The 21,361-nt window shown below is 65.5% G+C and carries 18 protein-coding genes; 16 read left to right on the plus strand and 2 right to left on the minus strand.

The features are described 5' to 3' along the window. Positions 1-49 precede the first annotated feature (49 nt). From ku to A3CW_RS0112040, 13 genes are all read left to right on the plus strand, one after another. Positions 50-910, plus strand: a complete 861-nt coding sequence (gene ku / locus A3CW_RS46020) for a non-homologous end joining protein Ku (protein WP_154677914.1) — start codon at positions 50-52, stop codon at positions 908-910. 42 nt (positions 911-952) lie between these two features. Continuing rightward, positions 953-3,556, plus strand: a complete 2,604-nt coding sequence (gene ligD, locus A3CW_RS0111990; protein ID WP_028203792.1) for a DNA ligase D — start codon at positions 953-955, stop codon at positions 3,554-3,556. A 263-nt stretch (positions 3,557-3,819) separates the two neighbouring features. Continuing rightward, the gene (locus tag A3CW_RS54415; protein ID WP_154677915.1) at positions 3,820-4,011 is read left to right on the plus strand and encodes a hypothetical protein; all 192 of its coding nucleotides are present in this window, start codon (positions 3,820-3,822) and stop codon (positions 4,009-4,011) included. After that, entirely contained in the window at positions 4,008-5,348 is a 1,341-nt protein-coding gene (locus A3CW_RS46025; protein WP_154677916.1) for a methyl-accepting chemotaxis protein, read from the plus strand. The genes A3CW_RS54415 and A3CW_RS46025 overlap by 4 nt, the downstream gene beginning before the upstream one ends. Before the next feature lie 91 nt (positions 5,349-5,439). Further along, positions 5,440-6,852, plus strand: coding sequence for a MocR-like ectoine utilization transcription factor EhuR (ehuR, locus tag A3CW_RS0112000; RefSeq protein WP_028203793.1), 1,413 nt, complete (start codon positions 5,440-5,442; stop codon positions 6,850-6,852). A 108-nt stretch (positions 6,853-6,960) separates the two neighbouring features. Beyond that, positions 6,961-7,941, plus strand: a complete 981-nt coding sequence (eutB, locus tag A3CW_RS0112005) for a hydroxyectoine utilization dehydratase EutB (protein ID WP_028203794.1) — start codon at positions 6,961-6,963, stop codon at positions 7,939-7,941. Between the two features lies 1 nt (position 7,942). Beyond that, the gene (locus A3CW_RS0112010) at positions 7,943-8,980 is read left to right on the plus strand and encodes a cyclodeaminase (RefSeq protein WP_051481408.1); all 1,038 of its coding nucleotides are present in this window, start codon (positions 7,943-7,945) and stop codon (positions 8,978-8,980) included. A 9-nt stretch (positions 8,981-8,989) separates the two neighbouring features. Beyond that, the gene (gene doeA, locus A3CW_RS0112015) at positions 8,990-10,198 is read left to right on the plus strand and encodes an ectoine hydrolase DoeA (protein WP_028203796.1); all 1,209 of its coding nucleotides are present in this window, start codon (positions 8,990-8,992) and stop codon (positions 10,196-10,198) included. Between the two features lie 5 nt (positions 10,199-10,203). Further along, positions 10,204-11,232, plus strand: coding sequence for a N(2)-acetyl-L-2,4-diaminobutanoate deacetylase DoeB (doeB, locus tag A3CW_RS0112020; RefSeq protein ID WP_028203797.1), 1,029 nt, complete (start codon positions 10,204-10,206; stop codon positions 11,230-11,232). A 7-nt stretch (positions 11,233-11,239) separates the two neighbouring features. Continuing rightward, the gene (locus tag A3CW_RS0112025) at positions 11,240-11,722 is read left to right on the plus strand and encodes an Lrp/AsnC family transcriptional regulator (RefSeq protein ID WP_028203798.1); all 483 of its coding nucleotides are present in this window, start codon (positions 11,240-11,242) and stop codon (positions 11,720-11,722) included. A gap of 129 nt (positions 11,723-11,851) precedes the next feature. Next, on the plus strand, positions 11,852-13,330 hold the full coding sequence (locus A3CW_RS0112030) for an NAD-dependent succinate-semialdehyde dehydrogenase (protein WP_028203799.1): 1,479 nt from the start codon (positions 11,852-11,854) through the stop codon (positions 13,328-13,330). 20 nt (positions 13,331-13,350) lie between these two features. Then, positions 13,351-14,742, plus strand: a complete 1,392-nt coding sequence (locus tag A3CW_RS0112035) for an aspartate aminotransferase family protein (RefSeq protein ID WP_028203800.1) — start codon at positions 13,351-13,353, stop codon at positions 14,740-14,742. Between the two features lie 262 nt (positions 14,743-15,004). Continuing rightward, entirely contained in the window at positions 15,005-15,760 is a 756-nt protein-coding gene (locus A3CW_RS0112040) for a helix-turn-helix domain-containing protein (protein ID WP_081771625.1), read from the plus strand. Positions 15,761-15,818: 58 nt separating this feature from the next. Here A3CW_RS0112040 and A3CW_RS0112045 read toward each other — a convergent pair whose 3' ends face one another. After that, positions 15,819-17,468, minus strand: coding sequence for an alkaline phosphatase family protein (locus A3CW_RS0112045; protein WP_028203802.1), 1,650 nt, complete (start codon positions 17,466-17,468; stop codon positions 15,819-15,821). A gap of 300 nt (positions 17,469-17,768) precedes the next feature. Between A3CW_RS0112045 and A3CW_RS0112050 the strand changes: the two genes are divergently transcribed. Further along, on the plus strand, positions 17,769-18,764 hold the full coding sequence (locus tag A3CW_RS0112050) for a Gfo/Idh/MocA family protein (protein ID WP_028203803.1): 996 nt from the start codon (positions 17,769-17,771) through the stop codon (positions 18,762-18,764). A 22-nt stretch (positions 18,765-18,786) separates the two neighbouring features. Here A3CW_RS0112050 and A3CW_RS0112055 read toward each other — a convergent pair whose 3' ends face one another. Beyond that, positions 18,787-19,722: a LysR family transcriptional regulator gene (locus tag A3CW_RS0112055; RefSeq protein WP_028203804.1), complete on the minus strand. Its 936-nt coding sequence runs from the start codon at positions 19,720-19,722 to the stop codon at positions 18,787-18,789. Positions 19,723-19,860: 138 nt separating this feature from the next. On the opposite strand from A3CW_RS0112055, the gene A3CW_RS0112060 reads away from it, so the two are divergent. Both A3CW_RS0112060 and A3CW_RS0112065 read left to right on the plus strand, forming a co-directional pair. After that, entirely contained in the window at positions 19,861-20,697 is an 837-nt protein-coding gene (locus A3CW_RS0112060; protein ID WP_028203805.1) for a hypothetical protein, read from the plus strand. Positions 20,698-20,746: 49 nt separating this feature from the next. Continuing rightward, positions 20,747-21,268 (plus strand): hypothetical protein, encoded by a 522-nt coding sequence (locus A3CW_RS0112065; protein ID WP_028203806.1) that lies wholly within the window; start codon positions 20,747-20,749, stop codon positions 21,266-21,268. Positions 21,269-21,361: the final 93 nt, after the last annotated feature.

The following is a 21,361-nucleotide window of genomic DNA, read 5'->3' on the forward strand; positions in this document are numbered from 1 at the left end:
TGCGTTTGCTGGAAAGCCGCACGATGCGAAAGACGAGGAGGGTGCGATCATGCCACGCGCGATATGGAAAGGCGCCATCAGCTTCGGGCTCGTGTATGTGCCGGTCGAACTGTTCCCGGCTACGCAGAGCGAGCGTACTGGCTTCAATCTGCTCGACCGGCGCACGCTGGACCCGGTCGGCTACCAGCAGATCAACAAGCGCACGGGCAAGCCGATCCAGCACGACGACATCGTGCGCGGCTACGAGTATGAAAAAGGCGCCTACGTGGTGATGTCCGAGGAGGAGATCAAGGCCGCGAGCCCTGAATCGACGCAGACGGTCGATTTGCTCGCGTTCGTGGAGGCAGCGCAGGTCTCCTTTCTCTACCTCGACACGCCGTACTGGCTCGCCCCCGACAAGCGCGCGGGCAAGACCTATGCGCTGCTGCGCGACGCGCTCGCGGCGAGCGGCAAGATCGGCATTGCGAGCGTCGTGCTGCACAGCCGGCAGCATCTCGCGGCGCTCGTGGCGGCGGGCCCCGCGCTTGCGCTGCAAACGCTGCGGTGGGCCACCGAGGTGCGCGAGTTCGACGTGGTGAAGAGCGTGCCCAGGCGTGCAAAAGCCGCGGGCGTGAGCACGCATGAGTTGCAAATGGCGCGCAAGCTCATCGACGACATGAGCGCGGACTGGGACCCCGAAACGTATCGCGACACCTACCGCGACGCGATTCTCGAACTGGCCGGGCGCAAGGCGCGCGAAGGCAAGGCGCACGAACTCACGCACGTCGAGGCGCCCGCGCCCGAGCGGCGCGGTGCGGATATCGTCGACCTTTCCGAATTGCTCAAGCGCAGTCTCGGCAAGCGCGGCGAGAGCGGCGCGGGTGCGCCGACCGGTAAACCGGCGCCGAAGCGCGGACGGCGCGCGGCGTGATGAACGCGCGCGCGGCTCAGAGAGAGAAACAAGGGGCGAACGATGAAGCAAAAGCTCGAAGTCTACGAACAGAAACGCCGCTTCGACGAAACGCCGGAGCCGCGCGGCAGGGCCGCTCGCCACAGCGCGCGACCACGCGATGGTGAAGGGTCGTTCGTGATCCAGCGTCACGACGCGCGGCGGCTGCATTACGACTTTCGCCTCGAACTGGACGGCACGCTCAAGTCGTGGGCCATTCCCAAGGGCCCGAGCCTCGACCCAGCGGTGAAACGGCTCGCCGTGCATGTGGAGGATCATCCGCTCGAATATGGCTCGTTCGAAGGGCGCATTCCCGAAGGCAGCTATGGCGCAGGCGCGGTGGCGATCTGGGACCACGGCGTGTGGCGTCCCGAGGGTGGCTTGCGCGGCGCGCGCGAAGGCTATGCGCAAGGCAAACTCAAGTTCACGCTGGAGGGCGAGCGGCTGCACGGCGGCTGGGCGCTCGTGCGCAGCCCCATCCACGACGGCAAACAGGAGAGCTGGCTGCTCATCAAGCAGCGCGACGACGAGGCCGTGCCCGAAGACGAATTCCACGTCGTCGAGGACAAACCTGCCGCGTCGAAAGCGTCGAAGGCATCGAAAAAGCGCCCGCGGGCGGGCAACGGGGCCGCGAAGCAGGCGGCTGCGACGGCACTGGAAGGCGCGGTGCGCGCACCGCTGCCGGACACACTCGCCCCTGAACTCGCGACGCCCGCCGATGCCCCACCCCACGGCGACACCTGGCTCTACGAATTGAAATTCGACGGCTACCGCGTGCTGGCGCGCATCGACCGGCTCGCGCGCGGCAAGGGCGATGTGCGTATCTTCACTCGCACCGGCAACGACTGGACGGCGAAGTTCCCGCGCCAGGTGGAAGCGCTGCGCGCGCTGAAGGTCGAATCGGCGTGGCTGGACGGCGAGGCCGTGGTGCTCGACGCGGCCGGCGTGCCCAACTTCCAGGCGCTGCAGAACGCGTTCGACGCGGGGCGCGCCGACGACATCACGTTCTGGCTCTTCGATCTGCCCTGGCTCGACGGCGCGGACTTGCGCAACGTGGCGCTCGAGTCGCGGCGCGACAAGCTCTCGGCGCTGCTTGCCCAGAAGCCTGACGACGCGCTGCGTTTTTCGGAGGCCTTCGAAGGCGAGCCGAAGGCAATGCTCGAAGCCGCCTGCGAGGCGAATCTCGAAGGGCTCGTTGCCAAGCGGCGCGACAGCCCTTACACGTCCACGCGCAGCGCCGCGTGGCTCAAGCTGCGCTGCTCCCGGCGCCAGGAGTTCGTGATCGGCGGCTATACGGAACCGAAGGGCAGCCGCGAGGGGTTCGGCGCGCTGCTGATCGGCGTGCATGGCGACGATGGCACGCTGCAATATGCCGGCAAGGTGGGAACGGGTTTCGACGCAGCGCGGCTCGACGCGATTGCGGGCGAACTGCGTGCGCGCGAGCGCAAAACCTCGCCGTTCGCGGCGGTGCCGGCGGCCGAGCGTCGCGCGGGCGTGCACTGGGTGCGGCCCGAACTCGTGGCGGAGGTGCGCTTCAAGACCTGGACGAGCGCGGGCGTGGTGCGCCAGGCGTCGTTCGTCGGGCTGCGTACGGACAAGCCTGCGAAGGACATCGTGCGCGAAGCGCAATCGCCGCCGGTGCAAGCAGCGTCGAAACATCGGGAAAAGCAGGTCGCAGAGCAAGCTTCGACGAACGCGCCAAAGACGGCGAGCCGCACGCGCCGCGCCGGGCACGACGAAGCCGAGGTCGCCGGCGTGCGCATCACGCATCCCGAACGCGTGATCGACGCGCAAAGCGGACTGCGCAAGATCGATCTCGTCGAGTACTTCGAAGCGATTTCCGCATGGCTGCTGCCGCACGTGCAGGGGCGGCCCGTGGCCCTCGCGCGCGCGCCCAAGGGTGTGGGCGGCGAGCTTTTCTTCCAGAAGCACGCCAACGCGCTGCAGATTCCCCATGCCACGCAGCACGCCGGCCTCGATCCGGGCCATGCGCCGCTGCTCACCCTCGATTCCACCGAGGCGCTGGTCGGCGCGGCGCAGATGGACACGATCGAACTGCACACCTGGAATGCGCTCGCGGCGAGCATCGAAAAGCCCGACCGCATCGTCTTCGACCTGGACCCCGATCCCTCGCTCGCATGGGAGCGCATGCTCGAGGCCGCGCAGCTCACGCGCGAGCTGCTCGACGCGCTGGGCCTGCGGGCATGGTGCAAGACGAGCGGTGGACGGGGCCTGCACCTGGTCGTGCCGCTCACGCGCCATACCGGCTGGGCCGAGGCGAAGGACTTCGCGCGCGCGGTGGCGAGCTACATGGCGGCGACGCTGCCCGAGCGCTTCAGCGCGAAGATGGGGCCGCAAAACCGCAAGGGCCGCATTTTCGTCGACTACCTGCGCAACAACCGCGGCGCGAGCACGGCCGCGGCGTATGCGCCACGGGCGCGGCCCGGTCTCGGCGTCTCGGTGCCGGTGGATTGGGACGAACTGCACACGCTCACCGGTGGCGACCAGTGGAACGTCGCGAACGTGCGCGAGCGGCTCAAAGCATTGCGTGTCGATCCGTGGAGCGACTACGGAATGGCGCGCCAGCGCCTTACGGCTTCTATGCGGAAACAACTCGACGTGAAGTGAAAGCAGATCGTCAGATTGGCTAAATTTGTAAGGCAACAAGGCTTGACAGCGTAAGCTTGTCACACAAAAATTGCATGTCGTCCCTCAAGACGGCGCGCAAGGCGCCGTTATCGGGAAGGAGAGACAACGCCGGCGCTCGCATCGCGCCAGCGCTGCAAGGTCGGCCGCGCGTCTAGGCACCTTCAGGTTAGCCCCGGGGACAGGGATGACCGCCAGAAACGACGCGCACCGCACATAAAACTGATAAGGCCTACGAACGTTTCATGCGAATTTCCACACGACTCCTTCTTCTGGTCATCACGGCGCTGATCGGCTTGATCGCCATTGGCGGCTATGGGCTCGTCAGCCTCAAGCGGGAAATGCTCGACGAAACGCGCGGCAAGATCACGAATCTGCTGCAAATGGCGGAGCATCTCGCCACCTTCTATCACGACCAGGAAGTCGCCGGGAAATGACCCGCGAGCAGGCGCAGGCGGCCACACAGCAGGCGCTGAACCAGCTCAACTATTCCGATCGAAGCTACTTCTGGGCGCGCCTGCCCGACGGCACGACGCTGGTTCACCGCAATCTGGCGTCGATCGGCAGGGTCAATGTCGGCAAGGCGCCCGACGGGCGGCCCGACACCGATCTTTACCGCGAGATGCTCGCGCGCGAACACATCCCCGTGATGATGACGATGGCCAAACACCCCGCCACGGGCCAACTCACGGCGAAGATGAACGGCATCGTGGAGTTCGCGCCGTGGGGCTGGTGGATCGGCACGGGCTTCTTTCTCGACGATATCGACGCCACCTTCTGGCGCACCGGCCGCGTGCTGCTCGCACTCATCATCGCGGCGGTGGCGGGCATCGGCGTGCTGTCGTGGCAGATCATCCGCAATCTAGTGGGCACGCTCGGCGGCGAACCGCACTATGCGGTGGCGGTCACGCACCGTATCGCGACGGGCGACCTGACCGGCAACGTCGAGTTGCGGCCCGGCGACGAACGCAGCCTGCTGGCGTCGATTGCGCGCATGCAAACGAGCCTCGTCACCATGATCAGCGAGATCCGGTCAGGCGCGGAATCCGTGACGTCGGGCGCGGGCGAGATCGCCGCGGGCAATACGGACCTCTCGTCGCGCACCGAAGAGCAGGCCGCCTCGCTGCAGCAAACCGCGGCCAGCATGGAGCAGCTCACCTCGACGGTGCAGAACAACGAGGTCAACGCCAACCACGCTCGCCAGCTCGTTTCCACGGCCAGCACGGCGGCGGCCGATGGCGGCGCGGCGGTGGCGGCGGTGGTGGATACGATGTCGGCCATTCAGAACTCTTCGGAAAAAATGGTCGAGATCACGGGCGTGATCGAAGGCATCGCGTTCCAGACCAACATTCTTGCGCTCAACGCCGCCGTGGAGGCCGCGCGCGCGGGCGAGGAAGGGCGCGGATTCGCGGTCGTCGCCTCCGAAGTGCGTTCGCTTGCGCAGCGCAGCGCGAGCGCGGCGCGCGAAATCAAGGTGCTGATCGACGCATCGGTCGGGCAGGTGCGCGAGGGGTCGGAGCGCGTGCGCGCGGCTGGCGCGACGATGGAGAGCATCGTGCGCTCGGTCGAAAACGTCACGGACATCATCACGGGCATCTCCGAGGCTTCGTCCGAGCAGCGTCTTGGCATCGAGCAGATCGGCCGCGCCGTCACGCAGATGGACGAGGTGACACAGCAGAACGCGGCGCTCGTGGAAGAGGCCGCTGCCGCCGCCGATTCGCTCTCGGGGCAGGCACACCGGCTTTCACAGGCGGTGTCGATTTTCCGGACCTGATTGTCCTTTTTTTACCCGCAATTGTCCTGAGACAATTATTTTCCGCCCCGTTTCTGAGCGACCATGAACGCTTACCGAGGAGCGGATCGAGATGGCGTGGGCGACGATTTCGGGCGAGTGGCGTGACGCGGTCGGGGCCGCGCACGGCGCGGAGTCCAAATACAAACGGCTGGTCAAGGCGATTGCACAGGACATCGAGCGCGGAGCGCTCGTTTCCGGCGTGCGCCTCGCGCCGCAGCGCGAGGTGGCAGCGGAACTGGGCGTGAGCGTGCAGACGGTCACCAATGCCTACAAGGAACTCGAAAGACAGGGCCTGATTCGCTGCGAGGTAGGGCGCGGCAGCTTCGTCGCTGCGCGCGTGACCGAGTCGATGTCGAACTATATTCTCGACACGGCCGAGCGCGAGATCGTCGACTTTTCCATTGCGCGCATCGTCCACACGCCGCAGCACGACGCCGCGTGGCGCGACGTGTGCGCGACGCTCGCCACGCTGGACGATCAACCGTGGATTCGCTCGTTTCGCCCCATCGCGGGCTTCGAACATCATCGCCAGGCGGGCGCGGCGTGGCTCGCCTCGCTCAACATGCCGGTGAAACCCGAATCGCTCCTCATCACCAATGGCGCGGCGCACGGCATTTTCCTCGCGCTCGCGTCCACGGTCGGCCCCGGCGACACCGTGCTCTGCGAAAGTCTCACGGACCACGGTGTGATCGGCTCGGCAAACGTGCTGGGTTTCACGCTCAAGGGGCTCGAAATCGATGAATACGGCATCCGTCCCGAGCATTTCGAGGAGATGTGCGACAGCGAGCGCGTGAGTGCGCTCGTGTGCACGCCGACCTTCAACAATCCCACCATGTCCGTGCTGCCCGATTCGCGCCGCCGCGCGATTGCGCGCATCGCCCAGCGCTATGGCGTGTATGTGATCGAGGACGATGTGTATGGCGCGCTGCCCGCGAAAGCCAACGTGCCTGTTGCGAGCCTGATTCCCGAGCTGGCTTTCTATTGCACGAGCATGACCAAATCAGTGCTCACCGGCCTGCGCACAGGCTATCTCGCCATGCCGCGCCGGCTTGCGCTGCGCGTGGAAAGCGTGCTGCGCGTGAGCAGCTGGATGGCGACTTCGCCGATTGCGGAAATCGCCACGCGCTGGATCATGGACGGCACCGCGCGCCGCCTCGTGGAACTGCAGCGCGAGCGGCTCGCGGCGCGCCAGGCGATGGTGCGCGCGGCCTTGGGCGACTATGTGCTCGGCGCGCATCCCAACGCGCTTTCCGCCTGGCTGCGTGTGCCCGACTACTGGCAGGCGGACCGCCTCGTGCGCGAATTGCGCAATCGCCAGATTGCCGTGACCTCGCCGGACCCATTTCTCGTGGGCGGCACTCAGCGTCCCAATGCGGTGCGCATCAGCCTTGGCGCGGAAGCTTCGGACGCCGCGTGCCGCAACGCGCTGCAGACCATGGCGGGCGTGTTCGAGCAGTATCCGCACGTGCACGATTTCAGCTAGGCGTTTTTCGTATGCCGCGATGGGCGCGGATTGTACCAGGACATTAGAAAGCCCGTTTTGGCTCATTAGACTGGATTGCACAGATTCACTGGAAGGAACGTGCATTTCATGTCGTCGCTTTCGCTTTCGTCACTTTCGCTTGCGGATGTCTACCGCGCGCGCCAGCGCCTCGCGGGCCGCGTAGCGCACACCCCGCTCGTGGCGTCTCCCACCTTGTCGGCGCGCGTGGGCGTGCCGGTTTACTTCAAGCTCGAAACCGTGCAGCCCACGGGCAGCTTCAAGTTGCGCGGCGCGACCAATGCGGTGGCGCATCTCGCCGAGTCGGGCGTGAAGCGCGTCGTCACCGCATCCACGGGCAATCATGGCCGTGCGCTCGCCTATGCGGCCCACGCGCTGGGCATGGAGTCGGCCGTGTGCATGTCGTCGCTCGTGCCGCCCAACAAGGTCGAAGCCGTGGCCGCGCTGGGCGCGCGCGTGGTGATCGCGGGCAAGAGCCAGGACGAGGCGCAGATCGAAGCACAGCGCCTCATGCGAGAAGAAGGCTATGCGTTCGTGCCGCCGTTCGACGACCTGCGCGTGATCGCCGGGCAGGCCACCATCGGCCTCGAAATTCTCGAAGCGCTGCCCGACACTGCGACCCTCGTGGTGCCGCTGTCGGGCGGCGGACTCTTCAGCGGCGTGGCCTTCGCGGCGAAGCAGATTCGGCCGGACGTGCGCGCCATCGGCGTTTCGATGGCGCGCGGTGCGGCCATGCACGCGAGTCTCACGGCGGGCCATCCCGTCGACGTTGAGGAAAGCGAAACATTGGCCGATTCGCTGGGCGGCGGCATTGGTCTCGACAATCGCCACACCTTTGCGCTCACCCGAGCGCTGGCTGACGACGTCATCCTGCTCGGCGAGCCCTCGATCGTGCGCGGCGTGGCCCATGCGTACCGCGAAGAGCGTCTTGTGGTGGAAGGCGCGGGCGCGGTGGGCATGGCGGCGTTGCTCGACGGGCACATCGAGCGCAGCCAAGGCCCGATCGTGATCGTCGTGAGCGGCGCGAACATCGACATGACGGTGCACCGCCGCCTCGTGACGGAGGTTTGAAATGCATTCCGAGTTGTCACCCGAATTGCCACCTGAGTTGCCGCCGGTTACGTTGCTGGGCGCCGGGCAATTGCGCGAACTGGTCCCGCTCGATCTTGCGGCTGTCGATCAGGTCGAGTCCGCATTCGTTGCGCTCGCAACCGAAGCCGTTGTCATGCCGCCCGTTCTCAACCTTGCGCTGCCCGAGCGGCATGGCGAGGTCGATGTGAAGACGGCGTATCTGCCGCGCTTCGAGCAGTTCGCCATCAAGATCAGCCCCGGCTTTTTCGATAATCCCTCGCTCGGCCTGCCGAGCCTGAACGGGCTGATGCTGGTGCTGTCGGCGCGCACAGGTCTTACCGAAGCCGTGCTGCTCGACAACGGTTATCTGACTGCCGTGCGCACCGCCGCGGCGGGTGCCGTGGCCGCGCGCTGGCTTGCGCGTCCCGACGCGCGCCATGCGGCGATCATCGGCGCGGGCGAGCAGGCGCGCCTGCAGCTCGATGCGCTCATGCTGGTGCGCAAGATCGACAGCGTGAGCGTTTGGGCCCGCGATGCGGCACGTGCTTCCGACTTCGCCGCCGACGCCGAACGCCGCCACGGCGTACGCGCGCGCGTTGCCGCTTCGGCGCACGACGCGCTCGCGCAGGCCGACGTGGCCGTGACGACGACACCGAGCCGCACACCGCTCGTTCACGCGGCGGACCTGCACGCCGGTTTGCACCTCACGGCCATGGGCTCCGACGCCGAGTACAAGAACGAACTCGCGCCCTCGGTGTTCGAATCGGCGCGCTATGTTTGCGACCGCTTGCAGCAAACGCGCGTGCTCGGCGAACTCAGGCACGCGATCGAAGCGCACAAGGTCGCGCCCGATCGCGGCTTCGCGGAGCTGGGCGAAGTCATCGCGGGCCGCCGCGAGGGCCGCGTACACGCAAACGACATCACGATCTGCGACCTCACCGGCACCGGGGCGCAGGACACCGCCATTGCCGTTCTCGCCTTGCAGCGCGCCCGCGCGGCCGGTGCGGGCGCGGTGTTTCGCAACGCAGTCACGCCTTGAGAGGGAAAGATGTCCGCAGCAACTGAAAAGAGTGAGGTGGCGCCGCGCCTCGTGTTCGCGCGCAGCGAATACGACGCGCGCATTGCCAAGACGCGCCGCGCGATGCAGGACGAAGGCATCGATCTGCTGATCGTCACGGACCCGACCAACATGAACTGGCTGACCGGCTACGACGGCTGGTCGTTCTATGTCCATCAATGCGTGCTGCTGACCATGGACGGCGAACCCGTCTGGTTCGGCCGCGGCCAGGACGCGAACGGCGCGAAGCGCACGGCGTTCATGTCGCACGGCAATATAATTGGCTATCCTGATCATTACGTTCAGTCGCCTGTGCGTCACCCCATGGACTACCTGAGCACGGAAGTCATCGCCGCGCGCGGCTGGGACACGCTGCGCATTGGCGTGGAGATGGACAACTACTACTTCAGTGCGGCGGCCTACGCGTCGCTCCAGCGCCATTTGCCCAAGGCGCGCTGGGTGGATGCCACCGCGCTGGTGAACTGGCAGCGCGCGGTGAAGTCGCCGCGCGAGATCGAGTACATGCGCGTCGCGGCGCGCATTGTCGAGAAAATGCACGCGCGCATTCTCGACGTGGTCGAGCCGGGCATGAGGAAGTGCGACCTGGTTGCGCAGATCTATGAAGCGGGCATTACGGGCGTGGAAGGCCACGGCGGCGACTATCCCGCCATCGTGCCGCTCTTGCCCACCGGCGCCGACGCCGCGGCCCCGCATCTCACGTGGGACGACTCGGCATTCACGGCGAATGCGGGCACGTTCTTCGAGATCGCGGGCTGCTACCACCGCTATCACTGCCCGCAGTCGCGCACCGTCTATCTCGGCAAGCCGCCAAAGCACTTTCTCGATGCGGAGAAGGCCGTGGTGGAAGGCATCGAGGCCGGCCTCGCCGCCGCGAAGCCCGGCAACGTGTGCGAGGACATCGCCAATGCGTTCTTTGCGGTGCTGCGCAAATCGGGCATCGAGAAGAACAGCCGCTGCGGCTACCCCATCGGCGCGAGCTTTCCGCCCGACTGGGGTGAGCGCACCATGAGCCTGCGCCCGGGCGACCGCACGGTCCTCGAACCCGGCATGACGTTTCACTTCATGCCGGGCCTGTGGCTCGACGACTGGGGCCTCGAAATCACCGAAAGCATCCTGATTACCGAAACCGGCGTCGAAACGTTCTGCACCACGCCGCGCAAACTGTTCGTGAAGGAGTAGGGCCGATGCGTGCGTCACCGATTACGCCGACCGTCGATTACGACGCCAATGGCGTGCAACACGGCTTTTTGAGGCTGCCTTATTCGCGCGACGATTCCGCGTGGGGCGCAATCATGATTCCGCTCACCGTGGTCAAGCACGGCGAGGGGCCGACCGTGCTGCTCACGGGCGGCAATCATGGCGACGAATACGAAGGGCCGATCGCGCTCGCCAAGCTGGCGGGCTCGCTGCAGGCCGCGGACGTGAACGGCCGCGTGATCATCGTGCCGTACATGAACTATCCCGCGTTTCGTGCGGGCACGCGCACCTCGCCGGTCGATGCGGGCAATCTGAACCGCAGCTTTCCGGGGCGCCCCGACGGCAGCGTGACCGAGAAGATCGCCGATTACTTCCAGCGCGAGTTGCTGGCGCGCGCCGATTACGTGCTCGATATTCACGCGGGCGGGCGCACGCTTGACTTCGTGCCGTTCGCGGCGATTCATGTGCTGCCCGATGGCGATCAGCAGGCGCGTTGCGAGCGTGCGATGCGTGCGTTCGGCGCGCCGTACTCCATGCGCATGCTGGAACTCGACAGCGTCGGCTTGTTCGACAGCGCCGTGGAGGAAGCGGGCAAGGTGTTCGTTTCGACCGAACTGGGCGGCGGCGGCACTTCCACCGCGCATAGCGTGGCGATTGCGGATCGCGGCGTGCGCGGTTTTCTTGCGCACGCGGGCGTCATCGAGCGCAAGGCCAGCGAGCGCAGCGTCGGCCCGCGCACGACCACCTTGCTCGACATGCCCGACGGCACCTGCTACACCACGAGCGAGCATCGCGGCATGCTGGAGATGTGCCGCGATCTCGGCGATACCGTCAAGGCGGGCGAGGTGCTCGCGCGCGTGCACGACATCGACCGCACCGGCGCGCGCGCCGTGGAATATCGCGCGCAATGCGGGGGGCTGCTGGCGGCGCGCCATTTCCCTGGTCTCGTGCAGGCGGGCGACACCGTGGCCGTGGTCGCCGACGTCGTCGAACGCAACCTGCCCGTGGCGGCATGAGCGCGCCGTGATCAAGCTCGACCGTTACGACCTCGCCATCCTGCGCATCCTCGAGCGCGATGGCCGCATCACGAAATCGAAGCTCGCCGAAGAGGTCAATCTTTCGATTTCACCGGCCTGGGAGCGCGTGCGCAAGCTCGAGGAAAGCGGCGTGATACGCGGCTATCACGCCGAGGTGGACTGGGTAGGCGCGATGCGTGGCAGCCGTATCGTCGTGGAGGTGACGCTATCGCGCCATACCGCGCCCGACATGCGGCGCTTCGAAGAGCGCGTGAGCGCGGCCGGGGAAGTCATGCAGTGCTACGCCACGGGCGGCGGGGTGGACTACGTGCTGCATGTGATGGCGCGCGACATCGACCATTACCAGCGCTTTATCGATGCACTGCTGATGGAGGATCTCGGGATCGAGCGCTACTTCACCTACATCGTCACGAAGGTGGTGAAGTGCGCGCCCAGCCACGCGCCTGCGTGGGCCCTGGAGAGCGCGTGAATATTTCGCGCCCGCGCGCGGCGGTTCGGAAAAAAGCGCAAGTGCGCGGGGCCGAAAACCAAAAAATCCATCGCGCAGCCGGCCTCAGAATCGATTGCATATCGACAGACCTGACAAGGAGTAGACGAGATGCTGCCAGGACACCCCATTCTGTTCAAATCGCTGTGCTACGTGGACGGCCGCTGGGTGCATAGCGATAGCGCGGCCACCGTGGCCGTGCAGAACCCTGCGGACCAGTCGGTGATCGGCCACGTGCCCATGCTCGTCCGCGCACAGATCACCGGTGCAGTCGACGCCGCACAGCGCGCCTTCGAATCGTGGCGCTGGGTCTCGCAAGCGCAGCGCATCGCGGCGCTCATGCGCTGGCACGAACGGATCGTGCGGCACCAGGAGGATCTTGCGGCGCTGCTCTCGCTGGAGCAGGGCAAGCCGCTGGCCGAATCGCGCGGCGAAATCCGCTATGCGGCGAGCTTCGTCGAATGGTATGCGCATGAGGCGAAACGCCTGGCAGGCCGTACGATTCCCACCCATATCGACGGTGCGCATCTGGGCACGGTGATGGAACCGGTGGGCGTCGCGGCGCTCATCACGCCATGGAACTTTCCGGTGGCGATGATCACGCGCAAGGCCGCCGCCGCGCTCGCTGCCGGCTGCACGGTCGTCGTGAAACCCGCGCACGAAACGCCGTATTCGGCGCTCGCCTTGGCGCAACTCGCGGAGGAGGCGGGCTTTCCGGCGGGCGTCTACAACGTGGTGCTCGGCGAGCCGCAAATGGCGATGGAAACGCTGGTGAGTGACACACGCGTGCGTGCCGTGAGTTTCACGGGATCGACGCGAGTGGGCTCGCTCGTCACGCAGGCGGCGGCGCGGGCGGGCATCAAGAAGGTCGCGCTGGAACTGGGCGGCAACGCACCGTTCATCGTCACGGAAGACGCCGATCTCGAGCAGTCCGTAAGGATTGCCGTGGGCGCGAAATTCCAGACCTCGGGCCAGGACTGCTGCGCGGCGAACCGTATTTTCGTGGCGCGGCCGCTTTACGAAGCGTTCGTCGAACGCTATGCGGCAGCGGTGCGCGCGCTCAAGACCGGCCCCGCATTCGAGAAAGAGGTGGACGTGGGCCCGCTCATGCATCAGGCCGCGTTCGACAGCACGGCCGCGCGCGTGGCCGATGCACGCGAGAAGGGCGCGCGCATCGTGGCGGGCGGCCAGCCGCATGCGCTGGGCGGCTGGTACTACGAGCCCACCGTGATCGCGGATGCCGGGCCCGGCATGCGCGTGTACGACGAGGAAAGCTTCGCGCCCATTTCGGCGGTCTGCGCGTTCGACACGCTCGATGAAGTGATCGCCAAGGCGAACGACACGGAGTATGGCCTCGCGGCCTACGTGTGCGCCACGCGCATGGACACGATTTTCCAGTTGGTGCGGCGGCTCGACTTCGCGATGGTCTCGGTGAACGGCGTGAAGTTCACGGGCGCGCCCATCCCATTCGGCGGCATGAAGGCCTCGGGCCTTGGCCGCGAAGGTGGCGCGGAGGGTTTCGAGCCCTTCGTGGAAACCAAATATTTTTGTCTTGGCAATCTCGGCCTGCCGCTCGCGGCCATGGCCTGAACCGGAATCAGGAGGACAACATGACTCAACGCATCGACGCACTCTTCGAGCAGGACCGCGCGCACTTCATGCACCCGTCCACGCACGCCTACGACCACGAGAGCGGCGCACTGCCGGGCAAGATCGTGCGCGGCGGCAAGGGCATTCGCATCGAAGACCATCAGGGCAAGCAGTATATCGACGCCTTCGCGGGCCTCTACTGCGTGAACATCGGCTATGGCCGCACCGAAGTCGCCGACGCCATGTACGAGCAGGCGAAGCAGCTCGCGTACTACCACACCTATGTGGGCCATTCGTCGGACGCGATCATCGAGCTGTCGTCGCGCATCATCGACTGGGCGCCTGCCGGCATGAAGAAGGTGTACTACGGCATGTCCGGTTCGGATGCGAACGAAACGCAGGTCAAGATCGTCTGGTACTACAACAACGTGCTGGGCCGCCCGAACAAGAAGAAGATCATCTCGCGCGATCGCGGCTATCACGGCTCGGGCATCGTCACGGGCAGCCTCACCGGCCTGCCGAGCTTCCATCAGCATTTCGATCTGCCGATCGACCGCGTGAAGCATACGGTCTGCCCGCACTGGTATCGCAAGGCGCCCGCGGGCATGAACGAGGCGCAGTTCGTCGCGTACTGCGTGGAAGAGCTCGAGAAGCTGATCGCGCGCGAAGGCGCGGACACGGTCGCCGCGTTCATCGCCGAGCCGGTGATGGGCACGGGCGGCATCATCGAGCCGCCCAAAGGCTACTGGCCTGCCATCCAGGCGGTGCTGCGCAAGCACGACATCCTGCTGATTTCCGACGAAGTGGTGTGCGGCTTCGGGCGTCTGGGCTCGAAGATGGGCGCGCAGCACTTCGGCATCGAACCGGATCTCATCACGGTCGCGAAGGGCCTCACGAGCGCGTATGCGCCGCTTTCCGGCGTGATCGTGGGCGAGAAGGTCTGGGACGTGATCGCGCGCGGCTCGCAGGAGCACGGGCCGATGGGGCACGGCTGGACCTATTCGGGGCACCCGGTGTGTGCCGCGGCCGCGCTCGCCAATCTGGCGATCCTCGAGCGCGAGAAGCTCGTGGAGAACGCCGTGCAGGTCGGCTCGTACTTCGGCGCGAAGCTGCGCGAGGCCTTCGGCGCACACCCGCTCGTGGGCGAGGTACGCAGCGTGGGCATGCTCGCGGCGCTGGAGTTCATGGCCGACAAGGAAGCGCGCAAGCCGTTCGACCCGGCGCTGAAGATCGGGCCGAAGGTTTCGGCGGCGGCGCTGCAGCGCGGCGTGATCGCGCGCGCCATGCCGCATGGCGACATCCTGGGCTTTGCGCCGCCGCTCGTCATGACGCGCGCCGAGGCCGACGAGATCGTCGGGATCGTCAAGCAGGCCGTGGACGAGGTGGCCGAGCGCAGTCTGGTAGCGGGGTGAGCCGCAGAGCGCGTGTCAACGATTGACGGTTCAACGCCACGAGCCGCCGTACGCGAGTACGGCGGTTTTCTTGTTCCCGCTGGGGTTGCACAGGTGTTGCTTTTCGGTCGCTTGCGCTCGCGCAAGAGGCCGTGAAACCGTTGCCTGACAAGGCTCAAAGCGCTGCGGTTCTAGTGCGCGGCATTTTGCCACCACATTGACGCACGCGCATGGTGTGACAATGCGTCGAAATCTTAAAAAATGTTAAAGAAGGAGTCGTTCGATGCTCTCACCCGTCGCAGGATCGGCTATCGTCGTGCGCCAAAGCAGCCGCGCTCCTCTCGCCGGAACGCCACCCAGCGCACGCTGTTCGGGGTGCTCCATGCGCCATCTTTGCATGCCGCAAGGTCTGCCGGCAGAAGACCTGCCGAAGCTCGAGGCGCTGATCTGCGGGGCGCGCAAGGTGCGCCGCGGCGAGGCGCTGTATCGCTCGGGCGACCGCTTCGACAGCCTCTACGCCGTGCGCTCCGGCTCGCTCAAGACGCTGATCGTCAACCGCGACGGCCGCGAGCAGATCACCGGGCTGCGTCTCGCGGGCGACGCGCTGGGGCTCGACGGCATCGCCACCGACGTGCACGCGTTCAGCGCCGTTGCGCTCGAAGACAGTTCGATTTGCACGCTTCCCTACGCCGCGCTCAAGGGCTTGTGCCGCGAAAGCGGCACGATGCAGGACCGGCTGCACCGGCTCATGGGCGACCAGTTCAACCAGGAAGCCTCGCAGATGATGGTGCTGGGCTCGCTCACCGCCGAAGAACGCGTGGCCGCCTTCCTGCTCGACGTGTCGTCGCGCAACTGGCAGCGCGGCTATTCGCAGGCGGAGTTCCGTCTGCGCATGTCGCGCGAGGACATGGGCAGCTACCTCGGCATCACGCTCGAAACCGTGAGCCGGATCTTGTCGCGCTTCCAGAAGCGCGGCCTGATCGACGCGCAGGGCAAGCTGATCCGCATCTGCGATATCGAGGGGCTGCAGACGGTCTAGTCAGCCCGCTGACGCGGCAGCCATCGAACTTTCGATGACTGCCGCAGCCAGCCGCTCCTTACTTCTCGTCGAGACCCAGGCCCGGCAGGCGATGCGTGCCTTCGAGCTGAACCGCATGCAGCAGATGCGGGTCCACGTCGAGCGCGCTCAGGATCGTCGGTGCGACCTGGGTCGTGAAGACGTAGTGGTCGTCCGTGCGGCCGGCGTGATGAATGCCGGGGAACGACACGACGAGACCCAGATGGCTGTCGTCGGGGGCGTTGCCGCCGTGCTCTTCATCCTTCGCCGTGCTCGACGTATAGATCACGCCCGGGTTCGGTTGCACGATGATGTCCGGCGTGCGGCCGTTCGACGGATTGCCGAACCAGTCGGCAAGGCGGTCGCCGGTGAGGATGTACGCCTGCGGACCGTCCGCGCAAATGCCCGGCGCGTTACAGCTCAGGTTCGCCTGCAGCGTCTTCACCACGGCGTCCTTCTGGCTCTGATCGCGCAGCCAGATCAGGCCCACGTCGTCGGTCTGCACCATGCCGGTGCCCGGGAGGCCCGAGCCGTCGTTCAGGTTGCCCGATTTCGTGTTGTTCTGGCCGAAGTTGCCGTTCGGGTCCAGATAGTTGTTGGCCTCGAGCAGCTTCGTGAGCGTGTCGCCGTTCTTCACCAGCTTCGAGTGATCGGTCGGCGACTGGCCGTGCTTGGCCGTCACGATGATGAGCGTCGACGAGTAGAGGTTGCGCTGCTTCAGTTCCTGCACCACGCGCCCGAGCGAGTTGTCCAGGTACGTGATCGCGGCGGCGACCTGCGGGCCGGGCGTAAAGTCGGCGTCGAGATAGCCGCCTTGTTGCGCCACCGGCGACTTCTGCGCAACGCTAAGCGTCTGGAAGTTCGTGCCGAACATCGTGGGCACCGGCGCGCTCGTCTTGCCCGTCGAGTCGAGGCCGTCGATCTCGTTGATCAGCGCCTGCACGTGGATGTTGTCGAAGACTTCGGTATGCGTGTAGGTGTCCAGATAATAGGTGCCGGTCTTCGGATCGATCGAATTGATCTCGGTGCGCGCCAGATCGTCCACGCCCTTGCCCGAAGGGCCGTTGACCCAGTCGTAGCCCCATGCATGCTTGTCCGCCCACGCGGTGCGCGAGCCGTGGATGTTCTGCTTGATGACTTCGAAGACGGTGTTCGTCTTGATGTAATTGTGCGGGTACACGGGCGTGCAAACGCCGTTGACCTTCGCGTAGGGGATGGCTTGCGGATTGAACGCGCCGCCGCCGTCGAGGTGGGTCAGCGCGCCGCCGTTCTCGCCGTCGATGCCGGTCGTTTCGTCGAACACGACGTTCCAGCCTTGCGGGCCCTTGCAGTGCGAGTCGAGCGGTGCGTAGAGCGTACGGTCATATGACACGTCATAGAAGAGGCCCGCGCTCTTCGGCGAGCCGCCCGTGACGAGCGCCGTGAGGCCCGGGAACGAATCGGACAGATGCGGCGTGTGTGCGTTCGTGTAGGTTACGCCCGACTTCGCGAGCAGCGCGAGGTTGGGGCAGGCATTGCTGCCGATGCAACGGGCCACGTCCTGTTCATGCAGGCCGTCGAAACTGATCAGCAGGACGTGCTTCACATCCTTCATGTCGCCTGCGTAAGCCGTTGTGTGCACACCCGCAAGTGCCATCGCACCCGCGCCAACGACTGCGCCTAACCGCGACCACCGGTTCGTATTCTCCATCTTTCACCTCGTTTTTTTGTATTGCATTGTGGGGAACTGCGAGGGACTTGCGCACAGCCCGAGCAATGTGGGGCTGGAAGGCGAATCTCTCGTGACGCCATGCTTTCATCTTCCCGTCAGTTGTTATCAGTTGTTGCAACACGCGTTCGCGAACGAGTGAAGTGAGGGTTTTCGCGGGTGTAAACTCCCGCATTCGAGCGTTTGCAGTTCGATGTGCAGCGCTCGTTTGCAACTCTCGTTAAGAGTGAGTTCCATTCAGTCCATTCCGGGCATCACACAATCGAATCCAGAGGGAACGTCATGGCAAAGGATGAAATCGTCTGGGGCATCCTGGGTACGTCGAAGATCAACGACAAGGTCGTCGTGCCCATGCACCACGCACCGAAGTGCCGCGTTAAAGCGATTGCTTCGCGTTCAGCGCAGAAGGCCCAGGCTGCCGCGGCGAAATATGGCCTCGCGCACGCATACGACAGTTATGAGGCACTGCTGGCAGACCCGGAAATCGATGCAGTTTATATACCGTTGCCCAATCACCTTCACGTGGAATGGACGATCAAGGCCGTCGAGGCGGGCAAGCATGTGCTATGCGAAAAGCCGATCGGGCTCGATGCGCAACAAGCGCAACGATTGATCGCCGCGCGCGACAAGAGCGGGCGGTACATCCAGGAAGCCTTCATGGTGCGCACGCATCCCCAGTGGCTCAAGGTGCGCGCGTTGATCGAAGAGGGCGCGATAGGCGAATTGCGGGCGGTGACCGGCGGCTTTACTTACTACAACACCAACGTGCAGGACATTCGCAACCATAGCGAAATGGGCGGCGGCGGCTTGCTGGATATCGGCTGTTATCCGATCACGACGTCGCGCCTCATTCTCGGGCGTGAGCCGAAACGCGTGGTCGCGCTGATGGAGCGTGACCCGTCGTTTGAAGTGGACCGCCTTGGCTCCGTGCTGATGGATTTCGACGGCGTGCAAGCGAGCTTCTTTTATTCCACCCAGATTCATCCTTACCAGCGCATGCAGTTTCATGGGACGACCGGGCGAGTCGAGGTCGAAATTCCATTCAACGCGCCGAATGACCGGCCGACGCGGCTGCTGTTGAGCAAGCAGGGAGAAGCGGATCGCTGGCTGGAACTGCCCGTATGCGATCAATACGGCGTGGCAGCGGCCGTTTTTGCCGAGGCGATATTGAACGGCACGCCCCAGGCGATCGCGCTGGAAGACGCCTGCGCGAACATGCGGGTGATCGACGCCGTGTTCCGCTCGGCCCGCTCGGGCGCCTGGGAGAGCATCGCTTGACGTCGAAGCGCCGCGGGTGGGTTCAACGGCCCCTGGTCTGACCCGCGCCCGCTTTGCGGCTCTTCACATGGTCGATGAACGCGCGCAGCTTGGGCATGATCTGGCGGCGGCTCGGATAGCAGAGAAACACGCCCGGCAGCATCGGCGCGCAGGCGTCGAGCACGCGCACGAGTTTGCCCGCTTTCACCGCATCGGAAACCATCGGCTCGGGTAGCTGCGCGAGGCCTATGCCTTCCAGCGCCGCGCCCATCATGGTCGGGAAATCGCTGGCGATCAGCGGTCCGGAGACGGCGATCTCCACGGTGTGCCCGTGGTCGTCGAATGACCAAGAGGCCAGCGCGCCGTTGGAGCGCCGCCAGCGCAAGCAGGCGTGCTGGCGCAGGTCGTCCGTGTGGCATGGCCGTTTGTTGGCGGAAAAATAGGCAGGACTACCGACGACAACGAGCCGAAACGGCGGCGTCAATGGCACCGCCACCATGTCGGCGGCGACCAGCTGACCGAGCCGGATGCCGGCGTCGAAGCCTTCCGCCGCGAGATCGACCACTTCCTTGCTCACGGCGATTTCCACCTCCACTTCGGGATAAGCCTGGCAGAACGAAGCGAGCAGTGGCTCGAGCAGCAGCGGGACGACCGCGCGCGGCACGGAGAGCCGCAACAAGCCCGTGGGGCGCTGGCCGAGGTCGCGCGCGACTTCGCTCGCGGCGACCAGTTCCTCGAAGGCCGGCTTGGCGCGCGAAAGAAACCGTTCGCCGGCTTCGGTCAGGCCGACGCTGCGCGTGGTGCGCACGAAAAGCGCCGCGCCAATGCGCTCTTCGAGCACACGCACCGCCTGGCTGATGGCCGAAGGCGTCACCCCGAGGTCCGCTGCCGCCTTGCGAAAACTGCGGTGCCTGGCAACGCTCAGGAACGCCTCCACGCCATCGAGCGCACCTTGCCTGACTGTGAAGTTCTGCTTCATAGCACATCAACATTGTGATGAATAGTCGCTCGCGGGAAACGATGGTACACCTAACGTGCCGGCCGATGACGCGCGCAAACTGCGTCGCGCGCAGGCAGGATCCACCGCGAAGTCCGGCATTCATCTGGAGAACCGTTGATGAGCACGCCCGCCGTTCCCGTTGGCATCATCCCCCCGCGCCCGGCCTGGCGCAGCCTGCGCTGGGTCGCACCGCTCACGTTGCTGTGGATCGCCGTAATGTACTGGCTGCCGGCGATTCCGGGCAGCGGTTTTCAAACCACGGCGCACCAACTCATCGCCCAGATGTTCATGGCGCTCGGTTTGTGGCTCGGCCTCGAACGCACCGACCTGACGCTGAGCCAACGCCGTGCGACCTGGCTTGCGATTCTCATGGCGCATGCGCTTTGGTTTGCAGTCGTCTGGAGCGCGGCGATCCATGGCGTCTTTCGGCTGAGCGCCGTACCGCCGCCGTTGCCGTGGCTACCGTTGGCGATATTCCTCCCGTTGATTGTCGGCACGCCGCTACTGCTGCTGTCGAAGCGGGTGGGGCAAGTGCTCGATGCGATGCCGGCGGCCTGGCTCATCGCGCTGCAGTTTTACCGCGTGTTCGGCAGTTGGGCGATCGCTGCCTGGCTGCACGGCGCGATGGCCGGCGTGGACGCGCTGCCGGCGGGGACCGGCGACCTGCTGACCGGCCTGTTCGCCGTGCCGGCGGCCATCGCGGTGGCAAGCGGCACCGCGCAGGGGCGCAAGGCCGCCATCGCCTGGAACATTTTCGGACTCGCCGATTTCGCCGTCGCCGTGACCCTGGGGATGATCACGGCGCCCGGCCGATTCCAGTTGATCGCTCCGGATATGCCGAGCCTCAACGCGGGCACCTGGCCGTATGTACTGACGCCCGCGTTCGTCGTGCCCAGTTCGATCCTGCTGCATGCGCTTTCGCTGCGCCAGGTGTTCCGGCGTCGCGCCGCATGATCTCCCTTCATTTCATCCACTCATCGCAAAGCACCTTGCAGGAGGCAACATGTCACCGGAATCGATCTTTCGCTTGCATCTCGCGCTAGGGTATGTCGCGTGGCTCCTTTGCTTTACCGTGTACGTCTGGCCCCGGCTCAAGTCGATGGACCCATTCGACGCGCAACGCGCGATCGCCACGCTACACAGCTTCCGCTTCTTCGGGCTGGTCTTCATGCTGCCGGGCGTCGTGAGTCCCGATCTGCCCGCGAGCTTCGCCGTGCCCACCGCCTATGGGGACCTTGCAACGGGTGCGTTGGCCATGCTTGCGCTACTCGCGGCGAGAAAGCGCCCGGTGTTCTGGTTCTTCGTCGTGGCGTTCAATCTCGTGGGCTCGGTGGATCTGGCTTTCGCCTACTACCACGCCATCCAGGCCGGTGTGCCTGTCCATGCGGGAATATTGGGCGCGACGTACGTGATTCCCGTGATCGTCGTGCCGCTGCTGGCGATTACGCATGGCGCGGCCTTTTATTTGCTGCTGCGTCCGCAGGGCAAGGCCGCCCGAGTGATCGCTAACGCTTCGCGCACCTGAAAGGCAGGGCGGCAAATTCACTGGACAGCGGCCGAGTGGCGTTGCTTTAATAAGCAGCCGTTCATTCGCCAACGCAACCGGGTTCAGGAGACA

It is taken from the genome of Paraburkholderia nodosa DSM 21604 (assembly GCF_000519185.1).
Lineage (GTDB): Bacteria > Pseudomonadota > Gammaproteobacteria > Burkholderiales > Burkholderiaceae > Paraburkholderia > Paraburkholderia nodosa.